Annotated in this window: 13 protein-coding genes; 10 read left to right on the forward strand and 3 right to left on the reverse strand. The window is 69.6% G+C overall.

Going from position 1 to position 14,105, the window contains the following annotated elements:
- Positions 1 to 64 precede the first annotated feature (64 nt).
- The 3 genes from J5X75_RS35015 to J5X75_RS35025 form a co-directional block, all read right to left on the reverse strand.
- Positions 65 to 1,669 carry a methyl-accepting chemotaxis protein gene (locus J5X75_RS35015; protein ID WP_238490489.1) on the reverse strand — a complete coding sequence of 535 codons (1,605 nt, stop codon included), beginning with the start codon at positions 1,667 to 1,669 and terminating at the stop codon, positions 65 to 67.
- A complete protein-coding gene (chvE, locus tag J5X75_RS35020; RefSeq protein WP_307798460.1) occupies positions 1,669 to 2,757 on the reverse strand; it encodes a multiple monosaccharide ABC transporter substrate-binding protein in 1,089 nt (362 codons plus the stop codon). The genes J5X75_RS35015 and chvE overlap by 1 nt, the downstream gene beginning before the upstream one ends.
- A 77-nt stretch (positions 2,758 to 2,834) precedes the next feature.
- Complete coding sequence (locus tag J5X75_RS35025; RefSeq protein ID WP_208471922.1) at positions 2,835 to 4,001, reverse strand: serine hydrolase domain-containing protein; 1,167 nt, start codon at positions 3,999 to 4,001, stop codon at positions 2,835 to 2,837.
- 114 nt (positions 4,002 to 4,115) lie between these two features.
- On the opposite strand from J5X75_RS35025, the gene J5X75_RS35030 reads away from it, so the two are divergent.
- The 10 genes from J5X75_RS35030 (at position 4,116) to J5X75_RS35075 (ending at position 14,069) form a co-directional block, all read left to right on the forward strand.
- Positions 4,116 to 4,904: a bestrophin-like domain gene (locus tag J5X75_RS35030; RefSeq protein WP_208471923.1), complete on the forward strand. Its 789-nt coding sequence runs from the start codon at positions 4,116 to 4,118 to the stop codon at positions 4,902 to 4,904.
- Between the two features lie 61 nt (positions 4,905 to 4,965).
- Positions 4,966 to 7,065 carry a glycogen debranching protein GlgX gene (gene glgX / locus J5X75_RS35035; RefSeq protein ID WP_208471924.1) on the forward strand — a complete coding sequence of 700 codons (2,100 nt, stop codon included), beginning with the start codon at positions 4,966 to 4,968 and terminating at the stop codon, positions 7,063 to 7,065.
- On the forward strand, positions 7,062 to 9,248 hold the full coding sequence (locus tag J5X75_RS35040) for an AGE family epimerase/isomerase (protein ID WP_208471925.1): 2,187 nt from the start codon (positions 7,062 to 7,064) through the stop codon (positions 9,246 to 9,248). The genes glgX and J5X75_RS35040 overlap by 4 nt, the downstream gene beginning before the upstream one ends.
- The gene (locus tag J5X75_RS35045) at positions 9,245 to 10,108 is read left to right on the forward strand and encodes a type 1 glutamine amidotransferase domain-containing protein (protein WP_208471926.1); all 864 of its coding nucleotides are present in this window, start codon (positions 9,245 to 9,247) and stop codon (positions 10,106 to 10,108) included. The genes J5X75_RS35040 and J5X75_RS35045 overlap by 4 nt, the downstream gene beginning before the upstream one ends.
- The gene (locus tag J5X75_RS35050) at positions 10,105 to 10,704 is read left to right on the forward strand and encodes a DJ-1/PfpI family protein (protein ID WP_208471927.1); all 600 of its coding nucleotides are present in this window, start codon (positions 10,105 to 10,107) and stop codon (positions 10,702 to 10,704) included. The genes J5X75_RS35045 and J5X75_RS35050 overlap by 4 nt, the downstream gene beginning before the upstream one ends.
- Positions 10,701 to 12,428 (forward strand): thiamine pyrophosphate-binding protein, encoded by a 1,728-nt coding sequence (locus tag J5X75_RS35055; protein WP_208471928.1) that lies wholly within the window; start codon positions 10,701 to 10,703, stop codon positions 12,426 to 12,428. Before J5X75_RS35050 ends, J5X75_RS35055 begins: the two co-directional genes overlap by 4 nt.
- Positions 12,425 to 12,838 (forward strand): nuclear transport factor 2 family protein, encoded by a 414-nt coding sequence (locus J5X75_RS35060; RefSeq protein ID WP_208471929.1) that lies wholly within the window; start codon positions 12,425 to 12,427, stop codon positions 12,836 to 12,838. The genes J5X75_RS35055 and J5X75_RS35060 overlap by 4 nt, the downstream gene beginning before the upstream one ends.
- Complete coding sequence (locus tag J5X75_RS35065; RefSeq protein ID WP_208471930.1) at positions 12,835 to 13,266, forward strand: ester cyclase; 432 nt, start codon at positions 12,835 to 12,837, stop codon at positions 13,264 to 13,266. Before J5X75_RS35060 ends, J5X75_RS35065 begins: the two co-directional genes overlap by 4 nt.
- Before the next feature lie 18 nt (positions 13,267 to 13,284).
- Positions 13,285 to 13,659 (forward strand): nuclear transport factor 2 family protein, encoded by a 375-nt coding sequence (locus J5X75_RS35070; protein ID WP_208471931.1) that lies wholly within the window; start codon positions 13,285 to 13,287, stop codon positions 13,657 to 13,659.
- Positions 13,660 to 13,661: 2 nt separating this feature from the next.
- The gene (locus J5X75_RS35075) at positions 13,662 to 14,069 is read left to right on the forward strand and encodes a VOC family protein (protein WP_208471932.1); all 408 of its coding nucleotides are present in this window, start codon (positions 13,662 to 13,664) and stop codon (positions 14,067 to 14,069) included.
- Positions 14,070 to 14,105: the final 36 nt, after the last annotated feature.

A 14,105-nucleotide genomic window follows, 5' to 3' on the forward strand; every position in this document is an offset into this window, starting at 1 on the left:
CCCGGCCCGGGCGGGCCTTGGGTCCGCCCCCGCCGGCCGCGGCGGTATCTCACGGTCGGACTGCTCAGGTACGGAAGCGGGCCACCAGGGTCTGCAACTCGTTGGCCATCGTGCTGAGCTCGGTGACCGCCTGCCGGGACTGGGCGGCACCCTCGGTGGTCCGCTCGGAGGCGGACGCCAGCCCGGCCACACCACCCGCGATGGTCTCCGCGCCGTCGGCGACCGCGGTGATGCCGCGGTTCATCTCGGCGGTGGTGGCGGTCTGCTCCTCCACCGCCGAGGCGATGGTGGTCTGGAAGCTGTTGATCTGCTCGATCACCGAGGTGATCTGGCTGATCGCCTCGACCGCGCCGGCGGTGTCGGACTGGATCGCCGCGACCCGGCGGGTGATGTCCTCGGTCGCCCGGGCGGTCTCCTGGGCCAGGTCCTTCACCTCGGAGGCCACCACGGCGAAGCCCTTGCCGGCCTCGCCGGCACGCGCCGCCTCGATGGTGGCGTTGAGGGCGAGCAGGTTGGTCTGCTCGGCGATCGCGGTGATCGCCTGCACCACGCTGGCGATCTCCGCCGACGAGGCGCCCAGCTTGTCGATGTGCACGCTGGTGGAGCGGGCCACGTCCACGGCCTGGTTGGCCACGTCGGCCGCCCGGGAGGTGCTCTGCGCGATCTCCCGGATCGACTCGGCCATCTCCTGCGCGCCGGCGGCGACCGCGCCGACGTTCGACGACACCGACGCGGCGGCGCCGGACATGTCCCGGGCCTGCGAGGACGAACCTGCGGCGGTCTCCTCGATGGCCCCGGCGGTCATGGTCATCTCCTCGGCGGCGGCCGCCAGAGTATGTGCCGACGCGGCGGCCTGTGCGACGACCGTACGCATGTTGCCCTGTGCCTCGTCGAGAGCCTGCGCCATCTGGCCGACCTCGTCCCTGGATGTGACGTCCGCGGTGACCGTCAGGTCGCCGTCGGCCATCGCCTTGAGCGCGGTACGCACACGCTCCAGCGGCCGGGTGATCGAGGTCACGATGATCCTGGCGATCAGGACGAGCATGACCGTGCCGGCCAGGGCACTGATGATCAGTACGAGCTGTGCCTTGTCCCGGGTGTCGGCGGCCTCCTGGGTGGCCTCGGCGACCCGGTTGGCGAAGAGCGCCCGCTCGTTCTGCAGCACCGCGCTAGTCATGTAGTTGTCGACGTCGATCTGCTCCCAGGCGAGGCGAGCCTCGTCCTGGTCGGCCACCGCGCCGCTCACGAACCGCTCGATCACCTGGGTGTAGTCCCCGTAGACCGCCTGGATCCGGGCGACGGCCGCGGCCAGGTCGCTGTCGAGCTCGACGGACTGGAGGTCGCCCAACAGGTCGCCGGCCTCGTCGAGACGGGCCTTGAGGAGCGCGGTCTGTTCGCCGGCGTCGCCGCGGGTGATCGCCTGCAGGCCGTTGACCTTGAGCTCGCTGGCGACCCGGTCGAGGCGCAGCACGATCGCGCTGGCGGCGTTGAGGCGGGTGAGGCGTTCCGCGGTGTCGTCGGCGACGTGGTTGTTGTAGAGGGTCACGCCGACGCAGGCGCCAACGGCGAGCACTCCGGCCCCGACCAGAGCGGTCAGTTTAGCCCAGACCGGGGCGTCTCGGAGAATGCTGTTCTTCAGCACCTCGGGCTTCCTTTCGGTGGCGTTCATCAGGCGGCGATCTGCTCGGCGGTGTAGTAGCCGCCTTCGATGAGGACACGCTCGTAGTTCGACTTGTCCACGTTCACCGGCTGCAGCAGGAAGGTCGGCACGATCTCGACCCCGTTGTGGTACTGCTTCGTGTCGTTGACCATCGGCTTCTCGTCGCTGAGCACGGCGTCGGTCATCTGGACCGCGACCTTGGCCAGCTCACGGGTGTCCTTGTAAACGGTCTCGGTCTGCCGGCCCTCGGCGATCAGCTTGACCGAGTCCAGCTCGGCGTCCTGGCCGGTCAGCACCGGCAGCGGACGGGCCTTGGTGCCGTAGCCGGCCTCCTCCAGGGAGGCCAGGATGCCGCGGGCGATTCCGTCGTTGGGCGCGAGCACCGCGTCGACACGGGCATTGCCGTAGTCGGACTTCAACAGCGCGGCCATCCGCTTCTGCGCCACCGCGTTCTCCCAGCGCAGGGTCCCGACCCGCTCGAACTTCGTCTCGCCGCTGCGCACCACCAGCTTGCCGGCGGAGATGTACGGCTTGAGCACGCTCATCGCCCCGTTGAAGAAGAAGGTGGCGTTGTTGTCGTCCGGCGACCCGGCGAACAGTTCGATGTTGAACGGGCCCTTCGCGGTACGCAGCTTGAGCGCCTCCACGATCGTGTTGCCCTGCTGGACACCGACCTTGAAGTTGTCGAACGTCGCGTAGTAGGCGATGTCACCGCTGTCACGGATCAGCCGGTCGTAGGCGATCACCGGGATGTCGGCGCGGGCCGCCTTGGCGAGCACGCTCTTGAGGGCGGTGCCGTCGATGGCGCCGATCACCAGCGCGCTGACCTTGGCGTCGACCATCGCGTCGATCTGGTCGACCTGCCGCTGAATGTCGTCGTCGGCGTACTGCATGTCGGTGCGGTAGCCGAGCAGCTGGAACTGCTTCTCCATGTTTTCACCGTCGGCGATCCACCGTTCCGACGTCTTCGTCGGCATGGCCAGCCCGATCACGCCCTGCCCGGCGGCCGCGGCGGCCGTGGTGTCGGACTCACTGCCGCAAGCTGCCGTTGTAGCCAGCAACGCTGCCGTTGCCGCCCATGCGACCCATCGTGCCACCGAAAACCCCCCCTTGTCGCGAAGCCGCCGGATCTTCCCGGCTTCGACCCGTAGATCGGTCGCGGCACAGCTCCGCTTTAGGGGTTATCCGGCCGGGTGAGCTGCGCGACTATCCGGTCGGCGATGGTCCGGGCGGCGTTGACCTCGGTGGTGGTGCGGCCGCGGGTGGCGGCGACCGCGATGGCGATGTCCCGGCCGGGCAGATAGGCCTGGACGGCGGAGTAGCCGGCGAACGACGGGGTCTGCTTGATCCAGCCGTCCTCGACGTCCACGCCGAGCCCGTAGTGGCGCCGCGAGGGCTGGTGGACGCAGATCGTCGCCGGGCAGGTGCCGGTGGGCCCGCCGAGGCCGACGGTGCCCGGGTCGAGCAGGGTGCGCTGGGCCCGGGCGGACAGCAGCCGGCCGTCGCCGACGGCGCGCGCCGAGGTGGCGAGGTCGCAGATGTCGGAGGTGAGGATGGCGCCGTGGGCGGTGGTCCAGGACGGGTTCCAGTAGGTGGAGTCCTCGAACCGGCCGCGTTCGATGGTGTAGCCGTGCAGCACCGGTCCGGGTATGACGGCGTCGTCGGTGCTGACGGTGGTGGTGAGGCCCAGTGGCCGCACGATCCGCCGGTGGATCAGACGGTCCAGTGGGGTGCCGGTGACGCGTTGCAGGATGCGGCCGAGGATGACGAAGTTGGCGTGTGAATAGCTCCAGTTGGTGCCGGGCTCGTACCACAGCGGCCGGGCCAGGGCCAGGTCGATGAGCTGCTGCTCGGTCCACTGCTGGAACGGGTCGTTGTAGAGCTTGTCGACGAACGGCTGGTAGGTGACGTAGTCGGGGTAGCCGGAGGTGCTGCTGCCGAGCATCCGCAGGGTGACCTTGTCGGCGCGTGGCAGCTCCGGGAACCAGCGGGCGATCGGCTCGTCGAGGTCCACCACACCCTGGTCGGCCAGTTGCAGCAGCAGAACGGTCAGGTAGGTGATACCGACCGCGCCGGTACGGAACCGCATGTCGGTGGTGGCCGGAACGCCGGACATGGACTGCCCGGAGGCGGCGGTCACGATCTCCTTCCCGCCGACGGTGACCCGCACGATGGTCGCGCTGAGGTCGAGTTCGCGCCCGGTGGCACGGGCGATGTCCACGATCCTCGCGGCGGTGCCGTGCGGCCGCGCGGACGGTGCGCATCCGGCGTCCGCGGCGGTGGCCGGGGCGGCCGGGACGAGGGTGGCGGCTACCAACATGGACAGGACGGCACGTCGCATTTGTCCATTGTCGGGGACGGATTCCGGCGGCGGTGGAGATCGGGAAAAGGCGTCCGGCCGGCGCCCGCCGGACAAGAATGCCCAGGGGGAACCTCATCGGAGGGATGCGGCACGATGGCGAAGTGGCTCGCGGCCGAGGTGCCGGAGTGGCTCCTCCTGATCGTTCTGGTGATCGGGTTACCGGCGTTCATGCTGTTGCTGGAGTCGCTGGTGCACCGGTGGGTGCCGCATTGGCGGCGCGGCGAGCACAACGACGCGACCGGGATCATGCTGTCCGCGGCGGCGGTGGTGTACTCGGTGGCGATCGGCCTGTGTGTGGTGACGCTGTGGGAGAAACGCAGCGAGGCCCGGGCGTCCACCGAGGCGGAGGCGATGAATCTGGCCGCGGTGGCCGAGGCGGGCCGGGTGTGTGATCCGGCGGTGCGGTCGGCGATCGACGAGGCGGTGCTGGAGTACAACCGCGGCGTTCTGGACAACTGGCCGAACCGGGTCCGGGGCGACGCGGCGCCGGTGGTCGGCGACGCGCTCGATTCGCTGGCGTCGACGATCGGCGCGATCACGCCGCAGACCGAGGCGCAGCGTGCGTTCGTGCTGGACGCGGTGCGGCGGCTGGCGGCGGCGACGGAGTTGCGGGCCGACGCCGTACGCCTGGCTCATGAGCAGCAGTTGCCGGATGTGGTGTGGATATCCGTGCTCACCGGCTCGGTGGTCGTGCTGTCGTTGTGCGTGACCTGCGGCATCCGGGACGGCCTGCTGCGCCGCGTCCTGGTCGCCGGGGTGGCCGCCACGATCGGGGTCAACGTGTTCCTGGCCGTCGAGCTGAACTATCCGTTCGACGGCCGGGTCAGCATCCAGCCGAACAGCTATCGCCACGTCGTGGAGCTTCTGGAGTCTCGCGGCTGAGAGGCCGTTCCGGTTGCCCGGTAACACGAAAATTACTCGCGTTACTCCCTAGGCTTCTGGCATGAGCGTCAGCCAGCTCCGCCGGCCGTACGCCGCCGGCGAAGCCCACTTTCAACCCGAGCCGGGCCGCAGCCACCCGCTCGGGGCCACCCCGGACGACGACGGCGTGAACTACGCGTTCTTCTCCGAACACGCCACCGGCATCGAGCTGCTCGTCTTCGACCAGCCCGGCGACGCCGAACCGGTGCAGACGGTCACCCTCGACCCGGACCGCAACCGCAGCTTCGCCGTCTGGCACGTGTACCTGCGGGGCCAGCGCGCGCCGTCGTTCTACGCCCTCCGGGTGTTCGGCCCGGAAGGAGACGGCGCACGGGCGCTCGGCATGCGGTTCGACTCCGGCAAGGTGCTCGCCGACCCGTACGCCCGTGGTCTTGACCGTGGCCGTTGGGACCGGGAGGCGGCCTGCGGGCCGGGCGACACGACGGCGACCTCGCTGCGATGCGCGGTGATCGACGAGCGGTACTACGACTGGGAGGGCGACCGGCCGCTGAACCGCCCGATGTCCGAGATGGTGATCTACGAGCTACACGTCGGCGGCTTCACCCGGTCGCCCGGGTCCGGAGTGGCCCGGCCCGGCACGTTCGCCGCGATCATCGACAAGATCCCCTACCTCACGGCGCTCGGCGTCACGGCCGTGGAACTGCTGCCGGTGTGCGACTTCGACGCGACCGTGAACAACTACTGGGGCTACAGCACCGCCGGATTCTTCGCCCCGCACGCCGGCTACTGCGTGGCGCCGCAGGCGGGCACCCACGTCGCCGAGTTCCGGGACATGGTCAAAGCCCTGCACCGCGCCGGGATCGAGGTCATCCTCGACGTCGTCTTCAACCACACCGACGAGGGCAACCACCTGGGGCCGCTGTTCTGCTGGGCGGGCCTGGACAACGCCAACTACTACTACCTGCACCAGGCCGACCGCCGCTACTACGACGACTACTCGGGTTGCGGCAACACGCTCATGGCCAACCATCCGATCGTCACCAAGATGATCGTGGACTGCCTGGAGTACTGGGTACGGGAGATGCACGTCGACGGCTTCCGCTTCGACGAGGCCGCGGTGCTGACCCGTGGGCCCGGCGGCGGCGTCCTCGACGAACCGCCGGTGGTGTGGCAGATCGAACTGTCCGACACCCTCGCCAACACGAAGATCATCGCCGAGGCGTGGGACGCCGCCGGCGCCTACGAGGTCGGCAGCTATCCCGGATACCGGTGGGCCGAATGGAACGGCCGGTTCCGCGACACGGTACGCCGGTTCGTCCGCGGTGAGCCCGGCCTCATCGGTGCGATGGCCGACCGGCTCGGCGGCAGCGCCGACCTCTACCAGGCGCGCGGGCACCGGCCGGTGAACAGCGTCAACTTCGTCACCTGCCACGACGGATTCACCCTGGCCGACCTGGTCGCCTACGACCGCAAACACAACGAGGCCAACGGCGAGGACAACCGGGACGGCAACGACGACAATCTCAGCTGGAACTGCGGCGCCGAAGGACCCACCGACGATCCCGGGGTGCTCGCGCTGCGGGCCCGGCAGATCAAGAACTTCGCCGTCCTGCTGCTGCTCTCCCGGGGCGTGCCGATGATCACCGCCGGGGACGAGGTGGCCCGCACCCAGCAGGGCAACAACAACGCCTACTGCCAGGACAACCCGATCGGCTGGTTCGACTGGACCGCGGCCGAGCAGAACCACGGCCTGCTGCGGTTCTGGACCCAGCTGATCGCGCTGCGCCGCCGCCACGCGACGTTGCGGCACGACGGGTTCTACACCGGACTGCCCGACGAACGCGGCGTGCCCGACATCCGCTGGCACGGCACCCGGCTCGACCGGCCCGACTGGCAGGACCCGCTGGGACGCGCCTTCGCCTGCACCATCGCCGGCCTCGGTGGCGAGCCCGACCTGCACCTGATGATGAACATGTACACCGAGGCGCTGACCTTCGACCTCGACCCGGGACGCCGTTGGGCACGGGTCGTCGACACCGCGCTCGCCGCACCGGCCGACATCGCCGACTTCGGCGCCGAGCAGCCCGTCACCACCGCCGGCTATCTGGTCACCGCGCACAGCATCGTGCTGCTGCGGGCCCTGTCTGGAGAGACACCGTGAACCCTGCCATCGGCCTGGACGACCAGGTCAACCAGATCACCTTCACCTTTTCCGACCTGGTCGCCGGGTACGTCACCGGCTACGACCCGGACACCGACACGGTCGGCCTGCGCACCTCCGACGGGCGGCCGTTCGCCGCCCGGCTCACCGCGACCACCGTCGCGGAGATGCTGCGCAACCTCGGCGAGGCGTACGTCGACGCCGGCGCCCAACTGCGCGGCCTGCTGCAACCCGGCCGGTTCATCCACGTCTACGGCGTCTTCTACCCCAACGAGGACAACGGCACCGGCTTCGAGGCCAAACACGTCGTGCTGTTCGGCAAGGAGGCCGACGAATACCGGTTCGAGTCCCCCGACTGGTGGCAGCGGCAGGTCCGCGCCATCGCCGACTTCTACCTGCTGGCCGAGTTCGGAGGCGCCGGCGCCGGCACCGGCTACGACTACCGCGGCTACCGCACCGACCTGTCGATGCTCGGCACCAAGACCCAGACGATCCGGCAGGAGACCGACACCATCTCCCGGCTCATCTACGGACTGTCCACCGCCTACCTGCTCAACGGCGGCCAGGCCTACCTGGACGCCGCCGTCGCCGGCGCCGAATACCTCATCGAGCACTTCTGCGCCGTCGACCGCAGCCAGCGCATCGCCTACTGGTACCACGCCATCGACGTGCTGCCCGACGGCGGCGAGCGCAAGATCCTGGCGTCCGAGTTCGGCGACGACTACAACGCCATCCCCTGCTACGAGCAGATCTACGCGGTCGCCGGCCTCACCCAGGTCTACCGGATCACCGGCGAGCCGAAACTGCGCGAGATCATCGACCTGACCATCAACCTGTTCCAGAAATACTTCCGCGACCCGGACCGGGGCGGCTACTACTCGCACATCGACCCGGTCACCTTCGACCCGCGCAGCCCCGCCCTGGACACCGACGGTCACACCAACGCCGACCGCAAGAACTGGAACTCGGTCGGCGACCACATCCCCGCCTACCTCATCAACCTCTTCCTGGCCACCGGCGAGCAGCGGTACGCCGACATGCTCGAGGACTGCTGCGACACGGTCGTCGGCCACTTCCCCGACTACGACGCCAGCCCGTTCGTCCAGGAGAAGTTCTTCGGCGACTGGAGCAAGGACCAGAGCTACGGCCAGCAGCAGAACCGGGCCATCGTCGGCCACAACCTGAAGATCGCCTGGAACCTGATGCGCATGAACAGCCTGCGCCCCAAGGACTCCTACGTCGCCCTCGCCACCCGCATCGCCGACCTGATGCCGTCCGTCGGCGCCGACCCGCAGCGCGGCGGCTGGTACGACATGGTGGAACGCGTCACCGGCTCCGGCGAACACTTCCACCGTCTCGTGTGGCACGACCGCAAAGCCTGGTGGCAGCAGGAACAGGGCATCCTCGCCTACCTGATCCTCGACGGGCTGCTGCACCGCCCCGAATACGCCAAACAGGCCCGCGAGGGCGCCGCCTTCTACAACGCCTGGATGCTCGACACCGGCGCCGGCGGCGTCTACTTCAACGTCCTCGCCAACGGCATCCCGTTCGAGCTGGGCGGCGAACGCAGCAAGGGCTCCCACTCGATGGCCATGTACCACAGCGCCGAACTCGGTTTCCTGGCCGCCGTCTACGGCAACCTGCTGCGCCGCGAGGAACCACTCGACCTGTGGTTCCAGCCCCAGCCCGGCGCGTTCGGCGCCATCCTCCGGGTGGCGCCCGACCTGCTGCCGCCCGGCCGCACGCAGATCCTGCAGGTCTGGATCAACGGCCACGAACACCACGACTTCGACCCGGACGCGCTCACCGTCACCCTCCCGCACGCCGACCAACCCCAGACGGTACGGGTACGCATGACCCCCGCCGGGCTGGCGTTCAGCGCCGACCTCACCAGCACCGACGGCGGCCGGGCCGACATCTCCCTCGACGGCACCCTGAGCCTGAACACCCTGCCGATCCTGCACGCCCGCCTCGACGAGGCCCGCCAGGCCGGCTGCACCGCGATCACCCTGGACGCCGCCGACCTGATCCACCTCGACAGCGCGGTGGTCCGCGACTTCGCCCTCACCCGCCAGCACTCCGACTTCACGATCGCCGTCATCAACGCCACCGGCCAGGTCGCCGCGCAACTGCGCGACAGCGAACTGATCCAGGAACTCGCGACCACGGGAGGCCCCCGATGAAGAAGGTTCTGTTCGTCATCTCCGAGTGGGGCTACTGGGGCGAGGAGCTGATCGGCCCCCTCGAAGCCTGCGACCAGGCCGGGTACGAGGTCGAGTTCGTCACCCCGACCGGCGCCCGGCCGACCCCGCTGGCGGTCAGCATGAGCCCCGGCTTCGTCGACCCGCCCCAGGGCAAGTCGGTGACCAGCGCCGAGATGGCCCGCAAGACCCGGGAGCTCGACGCCTCAGACCGGCTCGACAAACCGCACGACCTGGCCGGCTGGCTGCCGGAACGGCCCTACCCCAGCTCACCGACCTACCTGCGCGACGCCGAGGAGTACTACCGCACGATCGAGCGCGTGGTCACCCACGACCTGCCCGCGTACGACGCGCTCGTCATCGTCGGCGGCAGCGGCGCCATGATCGACATTGCCAACAACCAGCGCCTGCACGAGCTGATCCTCGGCTTCGTCCGCCTCGACCGGCCCGTCGCGGCGGTCTGCTACGGCGTCGCGGCGCTCGCCTTCGCCCGCGACCCGCTGCGCAAACTGAGCATCATCCGCGGCAAGCGGGTCACCGGCCATCCCATCGACTACGACTACCACGACGGCACCGGCTTCGAGGGCCCGCACGCCCTCGACGGCTCCCACCGCGGCTTCGGCGACGGGTACGTCAACTTCGGTCCACCGTTCTACCCGCTGGAGTTCATCCTGCGCGACGCGGTCGGCCCCGACGGCGAGTTCATCGGCAACGTCGGCCACGCCGAGTCGGTCATCGTCGACTACCCGTTCATCACCGCCCGCTCCACCGAGTCGTCGGTCGGCTGTGGACGGGCGCTGGTCGGCGTGCTCGGCCAAGGGCTACGGCGGTACGGCTGGTGACCGGGGCACTGGCCGGGCGCCGGATCGCGATCCTGGTCGAGAGCGACTTCTACGAGCACGAGATCTGGTACTACTCCTACCGGTTCCCGGAGGAGGGCGCCGAACTGCACTTCCTCACCCGCCTCTGGGGCCAGGAGTCGATCACCTTCACCGGCCACGAGTACAAGGCCCCGTTCGTCTGCGCCGAGTCCTTCGAGAACATGGACGACGACACGCTGCGGTCCTACTCGGCGATCATCGTGCCGTCCGCCATGGTCGCCGACCGGCTGCGGTACAGCGAGGACCTGGCGAAACTGCCACCCGCCACCGATTTCGTACGCCGGGCCTTCGCCGAACCCCACATCGTGAAGGGGATCATCTGCCACGGGCTGTGGCTGCTGTCGCGCACCCCCGAACTGGTCCGCGGCCGCCGTCTCACCTGCCACCCCAACCTGTACGGCGACGCCCTCAACATGGGCGCCCGGTACGTCGACGCCGACGTGGTGGTCGACGACGATCTGGTCACCGGCCGGACCGGGGCGCAGGCGGGACAGTTCGCCCGTACCGTGATCTCCGAGGTCCTGACCAGGTCCGCCGTGCCGGCAGGTGTCTCATGACCGCGACCACCGACCGGCCCCAGGCCCCGGAACTGCTGGCCACCGGGCACCGCCGCCTGCTCGAACAGCTGCGCGCCGACGGCGTGCGATTCCTGTTCGGCAACCCCGGCTCCAGCGAGGAGGGCCTGCTCGACGAGATCGCCCGCTTCCCCGACATCGACTACGTGCTCGGCCTCCAGGAGGCCGCGGTGGTGTCCACCGCCGACGGCTACGCGCAGGCCACCGGCCGGCCCGGCGTCGTGCTGCTGCACAGCGGCGTCGGACTCGGCAACGCCGTCGGCAGCCTCTACCACGCGCTGCACCGGCAGACCCCGATGCTCGTGATGGCCGGCGAGGCGGGTGTCGCCTACGACGCGCTCGAGGCACACATGTCGGTGAACCTCGTCGACATCGCCAAACCGGTCACCAAGTACGCCACCCGGGCCACCCATCCGGACAGCCTGCTGCGGCTGGTCCGGCGCTGCCTCAAGGTCGCCGCCACCCCGCCGCGCGGACCGGTGTTCCTGGCCCTTCCGCAGGACGTGCTCGACCAGATCTCCGGCGAACCCGTGGTGCCGACCACCGTGCCGGACACCCGGGTCGTCCCGGAACCCGGCGCGATCCAGGCGGCCGCCCGGTCGCTGGCCGGCGCACACACCCCGGTGATCCTCGCGGGCGACGGCATCGCCGCCTCCGGCGCGGTCGGCGAACTCACCCGGTTCGCCGAGATCTGGGGCGCCGTCGTGTACGGGGCGATGGCCTCCGAACTGCTCATGCCGTGGACCCACCCGCTGTGGGGCGGCCTGACCGGGCACATGTTCGGCGACTCCAGCGCCTCCCTCGTCGCCCAGGCCGACGCGGTGCTGATCTGCGGCACCTACGTGTTCCCGGACGTGTTCCCCGACCTGGAGAACCCGTTCCGGCCCGGCGCGACCGTCGTGCACGTCGACCTCGACCCGTACGCCATCGCCAAGAACCATCCGGTGACCACCGGCATGCTCGGCGACCCGCGGCTCACCCTGCACGCCCTGACCGGCGCCCTCGAGGAGGCGATGACCGATCCGCAGCGCCACGCCGCCACCGAACGGGTCCACCGGCGCACCGTCCAGCGCACCGCGGAAGTCGACCGGGCGCTGAACGACGACCTCGGCGCCGGCCGCAACGCCGACTCCGCGCCGCTGCGGATGACCGCGGTCGCCGCCGCCCTGGCCGCCGTGCTGCCGGACGACGCGATCGTCTTCGACGAGGCGCTGACCAATTCACCGGCGCTCACCCGATGGCTGCCACCCGCCCGGCCGGGACACTTCTTCCAGACACCCGGCGGCACCCTCGGCGTCGGCATCCCCGGCGCCATCGGCGCCAAGATCGCCCACCCGGAGCGTACGGTCGTCGGCTTCACCGGCGACGGCGGCGGCATGTACACCTGCCAGGCGCTGTGGACCGCCGCACACCACCGGATCGGCGCCAAGTTCGTGATCTGCCACAACGGCGGCTACCAGCTACTCAAGGACAACCTCGAACAGTACCGCCAGGAGCACGACGACGATCCCGGCGCCGCGTTCCCGCCGTTCTTCGACGTACGGGAACCGCGCGTCGACTACGTGAACCTCGCGGCCGGCATGGGGGTGCCCGCCGCCCGGGCCCGGCACGCCGCCGAACTGCCCACCATCCTGCGCACGATGCTCGACCACGACGGCCCGTACCTCGTGGAGGCCGTCCTCGACGATCCTGGAGACACACCGTGACGACCAAGTCCGAAACCATGGCCGACTCCGTGTCCGCCTTCGCCGCACTCTGGTTCAAGTACCTCGACCAGCACGCCCCGCCCGGTGAGGTGGTCGACTGCCTCGCCACCGACGGCCTGGAGATGGTGTTCCCGGAACGGACCCTGCATTCCATCGACGACTTCCGCGATTGGTACGCGACGGTCTGCCGCGCCTACACCGACGAACAGCACATCGTCGAACAGGTGACCCCCAGCACCGCCGGCGACGACATCAACGTCGACGTGGTCGTGGTGTGGCGGGCCACCCAGACCTCCGACGGAACCCGGCTCGCCATGCGCGCCCGCCAGCGCTGGGTGCTGCGCCGCACCCACACCGAGATGGGACTCGCCATCGCCGAGTACCGCGTCGACGAACTGACCTCGCTATGAGCACCGCCCTCACCACCATCGACCAGGAGAACGTCGCCCTCGTCCGGCGGGTCACCGACGCCGTCAACGCCCGCCGCTACGACGACATGGACGAACTGTTCGCCCCGAACTTCGTCGACCACAACCCGGCCTGGCACGTCGACAGCCTCCAGGCCCTCAAGCGCCTGCTCGCCGGCGCGCAGGCGGCCCTCGACTTCCGGGCCGGCCTGGACGCCCTCTACCCCGCCGACGGCGGCCGGGTGATCATGCAGATCACCTTCACCGGCCGCCACATCGCCCCGATCTTCAACATCGCGCCCACCGGCCTGCCGATCACCTGGACCAGCATCGAGGTCTACCGCATCGAGAACGGGAAGATCATCGAACGCTGGGTCCAGGCCGACACGACCGGGCTGATGCGGCAGGTCGGCGTCCTACTGCCGGAGTAGAAACGTCAGGAGACGACAATGGACACCAGACAGGTCATCGATCGCTACTACGAACTGGCCAACGCGGGAGAGTGGGACGACTGGTGCGACCTGTTCTCCGCCGACACCCGCATGGACGAGCAGCTCGCCGGTCACGTGGAGGGCCGGGAGACGCTGCGGGAGATGATGAAGGGCTTCCCCGAGACGTACGCGAGCTTCGCCAACCGTCCCCGGCACATGGTCGTGTCGGACACCCAGGCGGCGGTCGTCTCACACATCTCCGGCCGCACCCGGAACGGCGCCACCGTCGAGGCCGACGTGTGCAACTACTTCGAGGTCGCCGACGGGCAGATCACCTACATGTGCAACTGCCACGACACCGTCCCGTTCCAGCCGGTCCTGAGCGGGCAGTGATGGTGCGCTGGGCACACGTCGGCCTCAACTGCCGCGACCAGGAGACGACCGAACGGTTCTACCACGACATGTTCGGGTTCGAACGGTCCCGGGTGGTCACCGCCGACGGCACCGACATCGTGTTCCTGCGGCAGGGCGACGTCCATCTGGAACTGTTCGACGCGGCCCGCGAGTCACCGGAGAGCTTCGGCGCCGACGGGCCGCAACATCCCGGCATGGTGCGGCACCTCGCCTTCCAGGTCGACGACCTGGACGACTTCCTCGCCCAGGTCCCCGGCGACCTGGACGTGTCGCTGGGGCCACTGGCCTTCGACGAGTTCATACCCGGTTGGCGCACCGTCTGGGTGAAGGACCCCGACGGCGTCATCGTCGAGATCAGCCAGGGCTACACCGACCAGCCGGAACGCTGATCGGCTGCCTGGGCCGCGCGCAGCCGGCCCAGGCAG

The organism is Actinoplanes flavus, from assembly GCF_017592555.1.
Lineage (GTDB): Bacteria > Actinomycetota > Actinomycetes > Mycobacteriales > Micromonosporaceae > Actinoplanes > Actinoplanes flavus.

Excerpts from the sequence above, each read along its gene's own strand:
- J5X75_RS35015 (WP_238490489.1), bottom strand. The coding sequence starts at position 1,669 with ATGAACGCCACCGAAAGGAAGCCCGAGGTGCTGAAGAACAGCATTCTC.
- J5X75_RS35025 (WP_208471922.1), bottom strand. The coding sequence starts at position 4,001 with ATGCGACGTGCCGTCCTGTCCATGTTGGTAGCCGCCACCCTCGTCCCG.
- J5X75_RS35030 (WP_208471923.1), top strand. The coding sequence starts at position 4,116 with ATGGCGAAGTGGCTCGCGGCCGAGGTGCCGGAGTGGCTCCTCCTGATC.
- glgX (WP_208471924.1), top strand. The coding sequence starts at position 4,966 with ATGAGCGTCAGCCAGCTCCGCCGGCCGTACGCCGCCGGCGAAGCCCAC.
- J5X75_RS35045 (WP_208471926.1), top strand. The coding sequence starts at position 9,245 with ATGAAGAAGGTTCTGTTCGTCATCTCCGAGTGGGGCTACTGGGGCGAG.
- J5X75_RS35055 (WP_208471928.1), top strand. The coding sequence starts at position 10,701 with ATGACCGCGACCACCGACCGGCCCCAGGCCCCGGAACTGCTGGCCACC.
- J5X75_RS35065 (WP_208471930.1), top strand. The coding sequence starts at position 12,835 with ATGAGCACCGCCCTCACCACCATCGACCAGGAGAACGTCGCCCTCGTC.
- J5X75_RS35070 (WP_208471931.1), top strand. The coding sequence starts at position 13,285 with ATGGACACCAGACAGGTCATCGATCGCTACTACGAACTGGCCAACGCG.